This window comes from Ruegeria sp. BG10 (assembly GCF_056538575.1).
Genome location: NZ_JBQFTI010000002.1, coordinates 257,796 through 271,490, shown reverse-complemented (window position 1 = coordinate 271,490; position 13,695 = coordinate 257,796). Strand labels below are relative to the sequence as shown.

The 13,695-nt window shown below is 54.9% G+C and carries 13 protein-coding genes; 8 read left to right on the top strand and 5 right to left on the bottom strand.

Going from position 1 to position 13,695, the window contains the following annotated elements; translation table 11 throughout:
- Positions 1-54: 54 nt before the first annotated feature.
- Together phnD and ACR0D8_RS12295 are read right to left on the bottom strand one after the other, a co-directional pair.
- A complete protein-coding gene (gene phnD / locus ACR0D8_RS12300; protein WP_480646791.1) occupies positions 55-1,029 on the bottom strand; it encodes a phosphate/phosphite/phosphonate ABC transporter substrate-binding protein in 975 nt (324 codons plus the stop codon).
- 44 nt (positions 1,030-1,073) lie between these two features.
- On the bottom strand, positions 1,074-1,871 hold the full coding sequence (locus ACR0D8_RS12295; protein WP_480646789.1) for a DeoR/GlpR family DNA-binding transcription regulator: 798 nt from the start codon (positions 1,869-1,871) through the stop codon (positions 1,074-1,076).
- Positions 1,872-2,143: 272 nt separating this feature from the next.
- Here ACR0D8_RS12295 and ACR0D8_RS12290 point away from each other — a divergent pair, with 272 nt between their 5' ends.
- The 6 genes from ACR0D8_RS12290 to ACR0D8_RS12265 are packed head-to-tail and all read left to right on the top strand — an operon-like array spanning position 2,144 to position 7,501.
- A complete protein-coding gene (locus tag ACR0D8_RS12290; RefSeq protein ID WP_480646788.1) occupies positions 2,144-2,608 on the top strand; it encodes an NUDIX hydrolase in 465 nt (154 codons plus the stop codon).
- Positions 2,609-2,665: 57 nt separating this feature from the next.
- Positions 2,666-3,691 carry an ABC transporter substrate-binding protein gene (locus ACR0D8_RS12285; protein ID WP_480646786.1) on the top strand — a complete coding sequence of 342 codons (1,026 nt, stop codon included), beginning with the start codon at positions 2,666-2,668 and terminating at the stop codon, positions 3,689-3,691.
- A complete protein-coding gene (locus ACR0D8_RS12280; RefSeq protein WP_480646784.1) occupies positions 3,692-5,908 on the top strand; it encodes an ABC transporter permease in 2,217 nt (738 codons plus the stop codon).
- The gene (locus ACR0D8_RS12275; protein ID WP_480646782.1) at positions 5,905-6,975 is read left to right on the top strand and encodes an ABC transporter ATP-binding protein; all 1,071 of its coding nucleotides are present in this window, start codon (positions 5,905-5,907) and stop codon (positions 6,973-6,975) included. The genes ACR0D8_RS12280 and ACR0D8_RS12275 overlap by 4 nt, the downstream gene beginning before the upstream one ends.
- The gene (locus ACR0D8_RS12270) at positions 6,976-7,353 is read left to right on the top strand and encodes a hypothetical protein (protein WP_480647122.1); all 378 of its coding nucleotides are present in this window, start codon (positions 6,976-6,978) and stop codon (positions 7,351-7,353) included.
- Positions 7,268-7,501, top strand: coding sequence for a histidine phosphatase family protein (locus tag ACR0D8_RS12265; RefSeq protein WP_480646780.1), 234 nt, complete (start codon positions 7,268-7,270; stop codon positions 7,499-7,501). The genes ACR0D8_RS12270 and ACR0D8_RS12265 overlap by 86 nt, the downstream gene beginning before the upstream one ends.
- Positions 7,502-7,525: 24 nt before the next feature.
- Here ACR0D8_RS12265 and ACR0D8_RS12260 read toward each other — a convergent pair whose 3' ends face one another.
- On the bottom strand, positions 7,526-8,317 hold the full coding sequence (locus ACR0D8_RS12260) for an inositol monophosphatase family protein (RefSeq protein WP_480646778.1): 792 nt from the start codon (positions 8,315-8,317) through the stop codon (positions 7,526-7,528).
- A 367-nt stretch (positions 8,318-8,684) separates the two neighbouring features.
- Positions 8,685-9,563, bottom strand: a complete 879-nt coding sequence (locus ACR0D8_RS12255) for a LysR substrate-binding domain-containing protein (protein WP_480646776.1) — start codon at positions 9,561-9,563, stop codon at positions 8,685-8,687.
- Positions 9,564-9,681: 118 nt separating this feature from the next.
- Between ACR0D8_RS12255 and ACR0D8_RS12250 the strand changes: the two genes are divergently transcribed.
- The gene (locus ACR0D8_RS12250) at positions 9,682-10,431 is read left to right on the top strand and encodes an SDR family oxidoreductase (RefSeq protein WP_480646774.1); all 750 of its coding nucleotides are present in this window, start codon (positions 9,682-9,684) and stop codon (positions 10,429-10,431) included.
- A 17-nt stretch (positions 10,432-10,448) separates the two neighbouring features.
- Positions 10,449-10,838 (top strand): ectoine synthase, encoded by a 390-nt coding sequence (locus ACR0D8_RS12245; protein WP_480646773.1) that lies wholly within the window; start codon positions 10,449-10,451, stop codon positions 10,836-10,838.
- A 590-nt stretch (positions 10,839-11,428) separates the two neighbouring features.
- On the opposite strand, the gene ACR0D8_RS12240 is transcribed toward ACR0D8_RS12245, so the two are convergent.
- Positions 11,429-13,489 carry an adenylate/guanylate cyclase domain-containing protein gene (locus tag ACR0D8_RS12240; RefSeq protein WP_480646772.1) on the bottom strand — a complete coding sequence of 687 codons (2,061 nt, stop codon included), beginning with the start codon at positions 13,487-13,489 and terminating at the stop codon, positions 11,429-11,431.
- Positions 13,490-13,695: the final 206 nt, after the last annotated feature.

Genomic DNA, 13,695 nt, shown 5'->3' with positions numbered 1-13,695 from the left:
CCCCAGATTAGGGTGAACAGCGGGCCCCGTCAGGCCCGCCGGATGAGTCAATTGTCACTGGCAGGCGTAAGAGACGCCATTTGCTGCGTCAATTTTACGAATGACGTCCCAAAATTCCTGATAGGTCATCTCGAGGAACTGACCTTCGTTCGATTTCGAGAACTCAGCTTCCAGTGTCGTGCCCTCCCAGTCGAAATTGAAGAAGGCATTGCGGATCTTCTCCTGCAACTCGGGTGTCAGGTTGTAAACGGTGCCAAAGCCCGTCGTCGGGAAAGTCTGCGACTTGTATATCGTTATGACATCATCTTCGTTGATCACATCGCGCGAGATCATCCGCGACTTTACCGAATTCGCAATTGAAGCCGCCAGGTAATCCTTGTTTGCAACACCCAGGATCGAGTTGTCGTGTTTGCCCGAATAGACCGGTTCAAAATCGCGTTCAGGCAGAAGATCAAAGTCGCTTTTCAGGATGGCTGAGGGCGCTTTGAACCCCGAGTTGGACGTGGGCGACGTAAACGCCAGCTGCTTGCCCTTGATATCCTCAACCTTTTCGATGCCCGAGCCCGGATAGGTGATGATTTCCATCTCATAACCGAAATTGCCGTCTTTCGAAGCCATAATCGTGAACGGGCGGAACCCGGCGCAGTTTACCGCCAATGGATTGGAGCCGGTGTTGAAGCCCGCGATATGCAGACGCCCCGAGCGCATTGCCTCGATCTGGGCGGCATTGTTCTGGACGGGGAAAAAGACAACTTCCTTGCCGGTTTCCGCTTTTAGATGGTCCAGAAAATCAGACCACGCGGTTTTATATACGGCGGGGTCTTCAACCGGCGTATATGCAAAGATCAGGGTGTCAGGGTCAATTTGCTCGGAAGGATCTGTTGGGATATCCGCGATCAAATCCCCATCTGCGTCACAAAAACGCTCGTCCAGATCACCGCGCGGACAATCCTGCGCCGACGCCGTCCCGCTCAGAGACATGAGCGCGATTGCGGATGCCCCAACCAATAGTTTGATATCGATCTTCATGTTTTCCTCCCAGTCATGTGCGGTCAATTTTGATCCGCAGTTAATCAGTCTTCCAATGCTTGCCCGGCGACGAGAACATCGACCTCGGCCCCCTCAATCGCGTTACGCAGTTCTTCTGTTGGTTTTTTGTCGGTAACGATGGAATCCAGACCGTCAAGGCCGCCCACTTGAGACAAGTCTTTGCGGCCGAACTTCCCGGAATCAATAAGAAGATGCCGTTTCTCGGCGCGCGTCAGCATCATCCTCTTGACCGCAGCAAATCCCCGCACTGTTTCTGAAGGCCCTTCGGCTGAGAAACCCGAGGAACCGATCATGCATCTGTCGACGTTGAATCGAGACAGAAATTCCAGCGTTTCAGTTCCGATCGTTGCAGATTCAGTTGCCAAATATTCCCCCGGGCATAACAGGACCTGGGCACTGCCATGGCCAAGTGTCATCGCGACGGGAATTGAATTGGTGATCACCGTGCAATGGGTGCCGAGATAAGCCAAAGCGCGTGCCATCTCGATTGTGGTCGAGCCGGAATCGATCATGACCGTTTCACCGCCCTGAATCAGTTCTGCCGCTCTGACGCCTATCCGCTCGCGCTCCTCAACCTGAGCGTTTGTCCGTTCATCCAAACCCGGATAGTGCCCTTGCGCGGGGGCTGATGCCCCCCCGTGGGCGCGCGCGATCAAGCCGTCACTCGACAGAGCGTCGAAATCCCTGCGTACCGTTTCGTTGGAGACGTTGAACCGCTGTGCCAGTTCGTTGATGCGAACGTGCGGGCGCAGCTTCAACTCCAACAGTATCTGTTGGCGCCGGTCGGACTTCTTGACCCGGTTCTGGTTCTTTTCAGACATTTTGCCGCGCGTTTTAGTTTTGGACATCCGGCGACCCGACTAGGTTTCGAAACCTACCTTTGTGGGCTTTCGGGCATTTTGCAATAATTTTTGTTGCAAAACCCTCGGAACGTTGTGAAAATTCGAGAGTTAGTAAGTATTTCAAGGCGCAGAGCAAAAATGCACAGGCTGATCAAATTCAGACTAGGAATCGAGAGAGCGTCTTAACCGGCCAACTTGCCATCAAGACAGGTTCCATTTGGTTTTTTGATCGTGTGGCATTGAGGGACAGCATGAGCGACAGCGAAACAGCAGATCAGATTGCGGCGCTTCCGATGCGCTGGGACAAGGCTGGCAAGTTGCGTGTGCTGATGGTCACCTCGCGGGATACTGGACGGTGGGTTATTCCAAAGGGATGGTTAATGGACGGCAAAAAGCCATGGCGTGCCGCTGAAATAGAAGCTCAGGAAGAAGCGGGCGCAGTCGGCACCATCTCAGATCGGGCAATCGGACAATTTTTCTACGACAAGCGATATGCGGGCAAAAGCAGCGTTCGTTGCCGCGTTACCCTCTATCCTCTGGTCGTTGAAAAACTGAAGCGCCGCTGGAAGGAAGAAGGTGAGCGGACGCGTCACTGGTTTTTACCGGCAAAGGCGGCAAAGCTGGTCGAAGAAAAAGACCTGTCACAACTGCTGAAAAACCTGACAGACAATCAGGAAGTCAAATCGGTCGTAAAGAAGCTTCGAAAGGCTGCTTGAGGAAGGGCATTAAAGAACCGGGAAGCCCGGACGCATAAAGCACAATGGGAGGAAAAAATGAGAAAATTGACAACCACGGCGTTTGGGTCGGTGATCGCCCTGGCCGCATCACTGTCGGCAGCACAGGCCGACAAGCTGACACTTTATTGTTCGGCGCAAGAAGATTGGTGCCAACTCATGGCACGCAGCTTTGAAGATGCGACCGGCATCGACGTCAACATGACCAGAAAATCGTCAGGCGAGACCTTTGCACAGATCCGCGCAGAAAGTTCGAACCCGAAGGGCGACGTTTGGTGGGGTGGCACGGGTGATCCACATTTGCAGGCCGCCGAAGAAGGCCTGACAATGGAATACATGTCGCCAATGCGTGACCAACTTCACGATTGGGCGATATCTCAGGCTGAAAGCGCGGGCAACAAAACGATCGGCATCTATTCAGGCGCGCTCGGGTATGGCTACAATGCCGACCTTGTCGCTGCAAACAACCTGCCCGAACCTACGTGCTGGAAAGACCTGTTGAAGCCCGAATACAAGGGCCACGTCCAGATGGCGAACCCGAACTCATCAGGTACGGCCTATACGACGCTGGCCTCGATGGTGCAGATTTTCGGTGAGGATGAGGGCTTTGAGTTCATGAAGGGTCTGCATTCGAACATCAACCAGTACACAAAGTCAGGCTCGGCGCCTATCAAGGCCGCTGGGCGGGGCGAGAACACAATTGGCATCGTCTTCATGCATGATGCTGTAAAGCAGGCTGTTTCAGGATTCCCGATCAAGGTCGTCGCACCATGTGAAGGCACCGGGTACGAAATTGGCTCGATGTCGATTATCGACGGTGCGCGCAACGAAGAAGAGGCGAAGAAGTTCTATGACTGGGCCCTGTCGCCCGAAGCTCAGAACCTTGCCCTTCAGGTCAACGCGTTTCAGGTGCCGTCGAATAAAGGCGCGGATACTTCGGAAAGCGCGCCTGACATGAGCCAGATCAAGCTGATTGACTATGACTTCAAAAAGTATGGTTCCTCGGACGAACGGAAGCGTCTTCTGCAGAAATGGGACGAAGAGGTTTCGACTCTGCCACAGTAAATGACTGACCAGACCTCAAAAACGACCCATCCGGTCCTGATCTTCTGGGTCATCGCTGGGTGGGTCGGATTCTGCCTGCTGCCATGGTACATGGTTGACGGCGGCCTGTGGTCGTTCGAGTGGCTGGTGGACGGCTACCCGTTCGACGAGGATTATGCCCCCGCCGCGTTTATGATCGGGCAAGGCGAAAAACTCTGGCTTGCTCCACTTCTGATAGCGCTGGTATTGCCGCTTCTGGTGTTAAAGCGCGCCAAGTCCGACCCGCTTTATGCCCGCATTCTGATCCTGTCCGGTGCGCTCGGCTTTGGCTGGCTGATCGCTCAGGGCTTCAGCATTGGCATCAGAGGTTTCAACTTCAATTGGCTGGAAGCATTGTTCGGTGAGCTTGGCGACCGTCAGTTTGGAATGGGTTATGGCGCGATGATATGCGCCTCAAGCTTTCTGTTCCTGCTCACTCAGGGGATCGCGGCAAGAGGTGCTATTAACGGCGACGTCTTTGTCGTCAGCGCCATTGGCGGTGTGATTACAATTGTCACGGCCTTCGTCTTTTTTCCCATCGCCAAGATGCTTTTCGCCGCCTTCATCACCGAAGATGGCGCTTATTCTATTGCAGTTTTCTTCTCAAAATTTTTCGATGATCGACTTTGGGGTTTGGGGTGCTTTCAGGGCGCGCGTTGTGGCGCCGCTTGGAATTCCCTGTTCCTTGCCATCCTCGTTGGCGTTATCACCACGGTCCTGGGTCTTTGCTTTGCACTGGTTGTCACGCGCTCAGGTTTTCACCATAAGCGCGCACTGCGGGCTCTGACCGTTCTGCCAATAATCACCCCGCCATTCGTGATCGGCCTGGCTCTGATCCTGCTTTTTGGCCTTTCCGGTTCTGTCACCCGGTTCTTTGCCGAGTTGTTCGGCACGCAGCCGACACGCTGGCTTTACGGAATGCCGGGTATTCTGATCGCGCAGACACTCGCGTTTACGCCAATTGCGTTTCTCGTACTTATCGGTGTGGTTGAAGGCGTCTCTCCGTCGATGGAGGAAGCGGCCCAGACCCTTCGGGCCAGCAGATGGCAGACGTTCAAGACGGTTTCCTTGCCTCTGATGCGGCCCGGTCTTGCGAATGCGTTTCTTCTTGGCTTCATCGAAAGCATGGCTGATTTCGGCAACCCGCTTGTATTGGGCGGGAATTTCGACGTGCTGTCGACCGAAATATTCTTCGCCATCGTCGGAGCTCAATACGATCAGGGCCGGGCTGCGGTTCTGGCCATGGTTCTGCTGTTCTTCACCCTTTCGGCCTTTTACGCGCAGCGCGTCTGGCTGGGAAAGAAAAGCTATACAACCGTCACCGGCAAAGGCGATGCGGGCGTTCATCCGCTGATGCCAACCGGCCTTTCGGTTCCTGTGCTGCTCATCGCCTTGGGCTGGGCCCTGTTCACAATCATTGTCTATGCAATGATCATCTACGGCAGTGTGGTCGAGCTATGGGGGGTCGATAACTCGCTGACCATCAAACACTACATCACCGCATTCTCGGTTCGCTTCGAAGAAGAGGGTATTCGCTGGACCGGAGCCGCCTGGGACAGTTTCTGGACCACCATCACAATTGCAGCCATTGCAGCACCATTGACTGCCGCCGTCGGGCTAGTAACGGCTTATCTGCTAACCCGGCAGAGTTTTGCGGGCAAGAACGCTTTCGAATTTGGAACCATGTTGTCTTTCGCCATCCCGGGCACAGTGATCGGCGTCAGCTACATCCTCGCTTTCAACGTTCCGCCAATCGAAATCACGGGTACAGGTGTCATCCTCGTGGTCAGCTTCATCTTCCGTAACATGCCGGTCGGCGTTCGCGCCGGCATCGCAAGCATGTCGCAGCTGGATCGCAGCCTGGATGAATCCTCGCTGACCCTTGGCGCAAACTCGTGGCAGACATTCCGAAACGTCATCCTGCCGCTTTTGCGCCCTGCGATACTTGCGGCCCTTGTCTACAGCTTTGTTCGCGCCATGACGGCGATCTCGGCCGTCATCTTTCTGGTCAGTGCGGAATATGACATGGCGACCAGCTACATCATTGGTCGGGTCGAGAATAACGACTATGGCCTTGCGATCGCCTATTCGACGACGCTGATCTTCGTGATGCTCGCGGCGGTCGGCTTATTGCAACTTCTCGTCGGCCGGGTCCAGATTGGCCGGCGCACGCAGCACGCAACGGAGACATCGCCATGACCGACACCAAAATCGGTTCCAAGGCCGCCCCGGTACGCTTTGAAAACGTGTCGAAGGTGTTCGGCAAGGATGTCGTCGCCGTGGATAACATCAATCTGCACGTAGAGGCGGGAAAGCTCGTCACATTGCTTGGTCCGTCGGGCTGTGGGAAAACAACGACATTGCGCATGATCGCCGGGTTAGAGATGGCGAGCTCGGGCAAGATCCTGATTGGTGGTCGGGACGTGACCAAATTGCCGGCCACCGACCGGGACGTATCCATGGTGTTCCAGTCATACGCGCTTTTCCCTCATATGAGCGTGCTGGAGAACGTGATGTATGGCCTCACATTCTCGGGCTTTGCAAAGGATGAGGCCCGCAGCCGCGCCTTGTATGGATTGGAGTTGGTTGGTCTTCAGGGCTTCGACAACCGCCTTCCCTCGGAACTATCCGGCGGCCAGCAACAGCGTGTTGCCGTCGCCCGCGCGCTGGTTCTTGAACCGCAGGTGCTGCTGTTCGACGAGCCGCTGTCCAACCTCGACGCCAAACTTCGCCGTCAGGTGCGCGAGGATATTCGGGCGATTCAGCAAGACCTTGGCCTGACCGTTGTCTACGTGACCCACGATCAGGAAGAGGCGCTGGCGGTCTCGGATGAGATCGTCGTCATGCGCAACGCCGCGATCGCTCAGATGGGCACACCACGCCAGCTTTACGACGCCCCGAATGACCGGTTTGTTGCCGATTTCATAGGTGAGGCAAACCTTCTGAGTTGCCAAATCGTTAGTATCGATGGCGATGCGGCAACCATCGAAATCGAAGGTTACCGCCACACGCTGCCACACCGAGGTTTGTCCAAAGGGCCCGCAACCATTGCCGTGCGACCCTCACGTCTGGTGATCGGCTCTGACCAGGGCATACCGGCCACGGTGGCCAAGGCGACCTATGTTGGTGTTCGGATGGAATACACGCTAACCGGTGAGTTTGGTCAGGTTTTCGCTGTCCACGATGATGTCGATGCGCCGCTTGAACCCGGTGCTCAAATCAGGATGGGTTTTACCGACAAGGGGCCGGTGCTTTTGCCCGACTAGATGGCAAACCTTTTGATCTTCACACATCCCGAAGTCTTTGTTGATCCGAGCGTCCCGACCACAGACCGGGGCCTGAATGCGACGGGCCGCAAACGCTCTACTGAATTTGCTTTTGGTGAAGTCTTGTCGAATGTCCCGCAAACCTGGTCCAGCGGCGAGCGGAAGGCCCGCGAAACGGGTGAGGATCTTGCTGCAGCTCCATCTCGGCCCGTAAAAACCCACTTGGGTCTTGGTGAGACCGACCGCGGCGCCAGAGGGTATTTGCTTCGTGAAGATTTCGAGGCCGCGGCTGATGCTTTTTTTGCTCAGCCGGAAATCAGCTATCGAGGCGCAAACACGCATTCGTCGGACCCTTACCGAGATTATCCGGATGCATGATACTGACGATCTTGCAATCGTGACCCACGGAGCGGTCGGCATGTTGCTGTGGTGTGCTCTTTCGGAGCGCCCGATAGACCGCAAGTCTGACCGGCCCTCAAAATGTCATTTTTGGCAGGCAGATTTATCGACGCTCAAATCTCATTGATGTTGGATGCCGTTGGCGTAGACGTTAAGCGCTCCAAGCGTTCTCTGCGACCTCAAGCAGCGTCTCGAACACATCCGGAGTGCCCACGATCACACGCCCCCCTTCTCGGATCATCGCGTCGGCGTTCTGATCCTCAACAATGCCGCCCGCTTCCGAGACCAGCAATTGCCCAGCCAGACAATCCCAGGCATTCATGTGTTCTTCCACGTAACCCAAGAGGCGCCCGGCAGCGACATAGGCCAATGACAGCGCTCCGCTGGCGTTTCTGTGGAACATAGCCCCGTGCTCGATCAGGTTCTCGACAACAGGTAAAACATGGCGTGTCTCGACCCGGTTCGAATACCCTACGGCGACGGTTCCGTCCCGCAATGCCACCCCCGACGCGACGCGCATCGGTGATCCGTTTAGTGTCGCTCCTTCTCCGCGCATTGCAACAAAGGTTTCGTCCATGTTTGGATCGTGGATCACGCCAACCGCCGTGTGCCCCCTGGTGACACCGGCCAGAACAATGGTCCATGCCGGAATGCCGTTCACGAAATTCGTTGTCCCGTCAATTGGGTCAATCACCCAGTCAAAGCCACTCTCTCCCGCTGCCGCGCCGTGCTCTTCACCAAAAATCCCATCCTCGGGCCACGCTTCCGCAATTCTTTCACGAATGAAGGTTTCAACATTCTTGTCTGCCTCGCTGACCCAGTCCTGAGCGCCTTTTTGATCAACAACAAGATTACCCCGATCGGCGAAGTAATTTTTGGCAATTTCCCCGGCCTCCTCGCAAACTGCGACAGCAAAATCTCTGCGTTCTGAAAGTCGAGACATGGGTGATCCTTTTTCGGTTGGAGAGTTGCCATGCATCATTGCAGGCTAAGCAAATGCCAGGCAATCACAGAGTCATTTCGCTTGTTTCCGGGAGTAATTTCGGGGCCGCAAACCTGGAGATTCCTGAGCTGACGATCTCTTCCGCAATCAAACTTCAAGTTGAAAGATCAGTAAAAATTGTTCGCATTGGGCCCGTTGCGGACCTCGGAACACACGAAGAATGGGCTGCTGCTTTGTCATCCACTATCCAGCCAACGGTCCCGAGTGGCCATTCCACGCGACGCTGCGATGCGGCACGGCTCGTGAGACCGGACGTTCGCCGCAAGTTCAATCCACGAAGCCAATTTGAACAGCGCGGACTCAAACGTCAAATCGACATGAGCCATTTCTTGAAGATTCTCACCGTGACCCGCTCCTGATCGCCGGGTCGGCAGACGAAGTAGAGCCCACGGTCCAATGGAACACTGCTTTCATCGAGACGGATCAGCCGACCAAGGCTTAAGTCTCTCTCTGCCAAAAGATGTCTTGCCAGTGCCACGCCCTGCCCGTCTATCGCGGCCTCCAAGAGAACGGCGCTGTCAACGTACTTGATGCTCCGCGCGTTGATCCGATCAGCAGTCAAACCAACTTGCGAGGCCCAGCTTTCCCATCCGACATTGAAGGCATCGTGCAACAATGGGAGATCAGCGACATCTTCGGCGCGCATGGGTAGCCGCACCTCATCAATAAGAGACGGCGCCGCAACAACAACCAATTCTTCCTGTCTTATTTGCTCATGGTATAGCCCGTCCCAACCGGGTTCTCCAAACCGCAGGGCGACATCGACCTCGGATGTATCGAAATCCGCAAACGCATCATTTGTGTCCAGTAGCAATGCGATACCCGGATGTTCCTGCTGAAACGAACTTAGTAGCGGCACGAGCCATTTGAGCGCCAGCGACGTTGACAAAGACACCGTAATCGACTGGCGGTGATGCAATCGCTTCACCTCCATCACGCCCAGTTGCAACGCAGAAAATGCCCCGCGCGTCGATTGATACAGTCGTTCCCCGGCATTAGTCAGTTCAACGCCGTTGGGACGACGATGAAAAAGCGTCACGCCAAGATGCAGTTCCAGCAATTTGATTTGCCGACTGATCGCCCCGTGAGTGACGTTAAGCACATCCGCTGCTTTGGTCAGGCTGGAGTGGGTCGCGGTTTCGTCGAAAACCTGTAGGGCACGAAGATGTCTGAGGTTTTCCATCATGTGAGAAAACCTAACAGCAAAGTGCCAAAAACTCGATAGGGCCCGACGATCCGTAGTGGCTACACTAATTTCGGATCGACAAATTTCTCACACCGTTTGCAAAAGGAAGGGAGTAGCAATGCCAGATACCAAAGTCGCGCTGATGACAGGCACAGGTCAAGGCATTGGCCGCGGCTGCGCCATTGAAATGGCGAAGGCTGGCTACAAAGTTTCGCTGATTTCCCCGTCCAACCGGTCTGTGGAGCTGGCGGAGGAGCTTGGGGGCATTGGCCGCCGCGGCTCTGTGCTGGATGTCGATGATCTGCAAGCCATGATCGACGACACCATGAGTAAATACGGACGGATTGATGCTATCATCAGCAACATGGGACATGGTGGAACGGTACCTGAAGCCATCAAAACAGTAGGCTTCGATCCTGACTTTGACGGACCGCTATTGGAGCTCAGCGACGAGTTGTGGCACGAAAGTCTGGACATGTATGTGCTGAACGTCGTCAAGATTGCCCGTATCGTCACGCCCATACTGATCGAACAGGGCGGGGGAGCTTTCGTGAACATCTCGTCCATGAATGCGGTCGAGCCACGAGCGCCCTACCCCATGAGCATGCTACGTGGTGCCCTGCACAGTTTCTCAAAGCTCTATGGGGATCGCTATGCGCGGCACAACATTCGCATGAACAACCTGCTCCCTGGATTTTGCGAGAATGTGAACCTGTCCGAGCGGGCCCGTCGGGAAATCCCTGCGCAGCGGCCCGCAACATTCGAAGAAATTGGGCAGGCTTGTGTGTTTCTCGCCAGCGACGGAGCCCGCTATATCAATGGTCAGAGTATACTGTCCGACGGCGGGATGAACCGCGCGGTGCGATAGAGAAGATGCGGTGAAACATGATTGTTAAGGCACTCAAGGATATCATTGGAACAGATCGCGACGTTTCCGGTCCGGGTTGGAACAGCAGAAGGCTATTGCTGGCGTCTGATGGCTTGGGGTTTTCGCTCACGGATACGATCATCAAAAAGGGTGCATCGCTGGAGCTTGAATACACCCATCATTTAGAGGCGTGTTATTGTATCGAGGGCGGAGGCCAGATCAGGGCATCCAGCGATGAAACCTGGCATCTCCTTGAGCCATTTACTCTTTATGCCTTGGACCAGCACGACCGGCATGTGGTTCGCGCCACAGACACTGACCTGCGGCTTGTCTGCGTATTCAACCCGCCGCTCAACGGACGTGAGGTGCACCGCAAAGATGGAAGCTATGCTCCCTCTGAACTTTGACAATAAAGCGGATACTTGTCTTTACACGACATTCGGCACGTTGGGCAGATGCAATCTTCGAAAGGGCGGGGAATGTCGCATCAAGGCCGCCGAAGGTTCTACACTCTGCGTTTCGCAGCAAGTGATCGCAAGCATCAACAAGAGATCCTCCCCTCGAATGCCCGTACAGGGCCGTCCAACGTCACAATCATAGTTCGGATCGGCTGCTGCGTGTTTTGGCAAATCCGGATCAAAGGTCAAAGCGCGCAACGCCGACAACATCTGTGACACCGGTGAGCTTCGCGTTCGCTGGTTGATTGTCGCACCCCGGTCATCGCGGGGCTTTCGTAATTGCCACCCGAAATCTTGATCAGATCAATTTCTTCCGAAGACAATGCTGTGGCGAGTTCTGTCCGTCATCAGGTCTCGTGCCAAGCTGGTCTACCTTGCCGACACAAACTTGTTTCATGCCAATCACCCGATGTGATCCCCGTGTGTTGACACGGCCTGTCTAACTGGCACTAAGGTATCACAGAAGCAACTCGCAAGGCACAAAACACTGGATCAGTCCACTATGAGTCTGAAGCGCCTCGAACCTATCGCACGTAAGTCTATCGTTTCTTGTTAGTGCTAGTAACTGCGCTCCAATCACTCGGTGGTGGATTCTCCAAAAGAACCTGGGCGCGGGACATCATCGCGGCTGAGGCAGGATCTCCGTTTCGTGCCAGATCAGCGGTCTTAAAGGCAGCAACAGCTTTGTCAAACTGCCCTGCACGATAATGTGCAAGGCCCTGTTCGTAGGCTGCAATCCACTCAAACGATCCGTTAATTTCATCATTCATGGCGATCAGTTCGTAGACCACGACTTCTTTGACACGTCCAAATACCGTTAGCGTGTCCAGTTCGCGTACCACGATTTTCTCAGCTGCCTGGCGTCGGGTTTCCGGGCCAATCAGGATTAATGTGCCGTAATCCTTATTGGCCTCCTCCAACCGGCTGGCGACGTTCACTACGTCGCCAATTGCAGTGTAGTTCAAACGCTGCTCTGACCCAATGTTACCGACCAGTGCCTCGCCGCTGTTCAGCCCGACCCTGACCCGCAAGGGATTGCCAGCTTCGTCTTTGATTCCGGCCTCTTCCACAGCTGCAATAAGGTCCAGTGCTGCGCGACAGGCGTTTTCGGCGTGGTTGGCATCCTTGCGTGGCGCGCCCCAGAACGCCATCACAGCGTCGCCTATGAATTTGTCGATAGTCCCACCGTTACGAGTAATGGCTGCCGAGGTCGCGCTGAAGAAGGGTTCCATCAATTGGACAACTTTGGGTCCAAGTTTCTCGGAAAGCCCGGTGAAGCCGGTGACGTCGCAAAACAACACGGAAATCTGCCTGATGTCTCCGCCTGGCTGTGTCTTGATGCCCTCGGCAACCAACATGCGCACCAACTCGGTTGGTACATACTTTCGGAACGCTGACAGACCCGCAGCCATGCTTGCTGTCGCAGCAGAGAGATTAGCAAGCTCAGACAGTTTAGAGGGCCTGCGCGAGATGCGTTCCACGTCAAAGCGTTCGATTTTGCTCAGGTCTTCGGCGATATATGCCAATGGATCCGCGACGACTTTGCGGACCAGCCAAATCGCCAACACTGTGGCAACAGCAACCACGCCCATAAGAATATAAACCAGCTTTATCAGCGTTTTGTCGATTTCCGAAAGAAAGGCAGCTTCAGGAATGACCGTGGCAACGCGCCAGCCGTAAAACCCCAAAGGCGTCAGAGCGACCGCATAAGGCACACCTCCGATGACAACGCGCTTTGTCAAAGTGCCGGGGGCATTCGCTGCGGGGCCACCCAGCAGGTTTTCCCCTGCGATCATAGCAACCTCGTAAAGCTCTCCCTCGCCCATGCGGGCCGGTGTAACCTCATCCGCTTCCGCATCGGGTACCGCAATCACTTTACCATCGGCATCCAAAACAAACGCTGCGCCAAATTCGCCGGGTGCAAGGGTCGCCAGAAAGCGCGAAAGCCGGTCCGTTTCGATCGCCACGGCCAGGACACCCTGCCGTTTTCGGTTGACATCGATCGGGCCTGCAAAGGTGTAGACAGTTTTATCGCTGCCCGGGAGGCTGCCTGTTTCAATCCACCCAGCGGTTTCGAGGCCCATAAAGTTTTTAAACCAGGCATGTTCGCGCGGATCATAGGAGGTGTCTGAAAAAGTGCGCGCTTCGAACTGGATGTCACCTGGGATGAAGATATAGCGGTCTTTCCGCAACATCCGATCTTGGATGTTTTTGTCGATTTCAATCATCTCAAGCCCGTCGTCACCTAATCGACGCGAGGCAAAAAAGTTCCCGTCCGGCCACCCAAAGAATATCCACGAAATATTCGGTTGCGCCTGTATTTGCGACAAGAACACAAACTCCCGTTTGTCGGCTTGTCGCGTTGCGATGACATTCTGGACAAAGATCGTACGCACAGCCGCCCAGGCGGCTTCGGCCGACCTGAGCGTAAGGCCCACTTCGATGCGGACGGTATTTGCTATTTGACTGTTGATTTCAGCCGCGAGCATGCGGCTATTGTCGCGCGCGGTCGTCCACCACAAGGAATGGACAATAAGGGTCGACACGCCGATGGACATGGCAACCAGTATCGACACAGCGATGCCTACGCTAATTCGCATTTTTGCTCCGCAAATAGCGACTTGTGCTTCAGTATTGAATTGAGATGACTCTAAGAGCAAAGCTTACTTTGCGATTGTGCTGAAAACTCACGCAAGTGTTAGGCTTTAGCGAGAAAAGCTGCTTCCGAAGCGACCACCTCAGCAAGTAATCGCTATATCCTGTCTTTGCCGCCAACTAGGAAGCGTACCGCCGGTGAAGGTGCAGT

Excerpts from the sequence above, each read along its gene's own strand:
- phnD (WP_480646791.1), bottom strand. The coding sequence starts at position 1,029 with ATGAAGATCGATATCAAACTATTGGTTGGGGCATCCGCAATCGCGCTC.
- ACR0D8_RS12295 (WP_480646789.1), bottom strand. The coding sequence starts at position 1,871 with ATGTCTGAAAAGAACCAGAACCGGGTCAAGAAGTCCGACCGGCGCCAA.
- ACR0D8_RS12290 (WP_480646788.1), top strand. The coding sequence starts at position 2,144 with ATGAGCGACAGCGAAACAGCAGATCAGATTGCGGCGCTTCCGATGCGC.
- ACR0D8_RS12285 (WP_480646786.1), top strand. The coding sequence starts at position 2,666 with ATGAGAAAATTGACAACCACGGCGTTTGGGTCGGTGATCGCCCTGGCC.
- ACR0D8_RS12280 (WP_480646784.1), top strand. The coding sequence starts at position 3,692 with ATGACTGACCAGACCTCAAAAACGACCCATCCGGTCCTGATCTTCTGG.
- ACR0D8_RS12275 (WP_480646782.1), top strand. The coding sequence starts at position 5,905 with ATGACCGACACCAAAATCGGTTCCAAGGCCGCCCCGGTACGCTTTGAA.
- ACR0D8_RS12270 (WP_480647122.1), top strand. The coding sequence starts at position 6,976 with ATGGCAAACCTTTTGATCTTCACACATCCCGAAGTCTTTGTTGATCCG.
- ACR0D8_RS12265 (WP_480646780.1), top strand. The coding sequence starts at position 7,268 with ATGCTTTTTTTGCTCAGCCGGAAATCAGCTATCGAGGCGCAAACACGC.
- ACR0D8_RS12260 (WP_480646778.1), bottom strand. The coding sequence starts at position 8,317 with ATGTCTCGACTTTCAGAACGCAGAGATTTTGCTGTCGCAGTTTGCGAG.
- ACR0D8_RS12255 (WP_480646776.1), bottom strand. The coding sequence starts at position 9,563 with ATGATGGAAAACCTCAGACATCTTCGTGCCCTACAGGTTTTCGACGAA.
- ACR0D8_RS12250 (WP_480646774.1), top strand. The coding sequence starts at position 9,682 with ATGCCAGATACCAAAGTCGCGCTGATGACAGGCACAGGTCAAGGCATT.
- ACR0D8_RS12245 (WP_480646773.1), top strand. The coding sequence starts at position 10,449 with ATGATTGTTAAGGCACTCAAGGATATCATTGGAACAGATCGCGACGTT.
- ACR0D8_RS12240 (WP_480646772.1), bottom strand. The coding sequence starts at position 13,489 with ATGCGAATTAGCGTAGGCATCGCTGTGTCGATACTGGTTGCCATGTCC.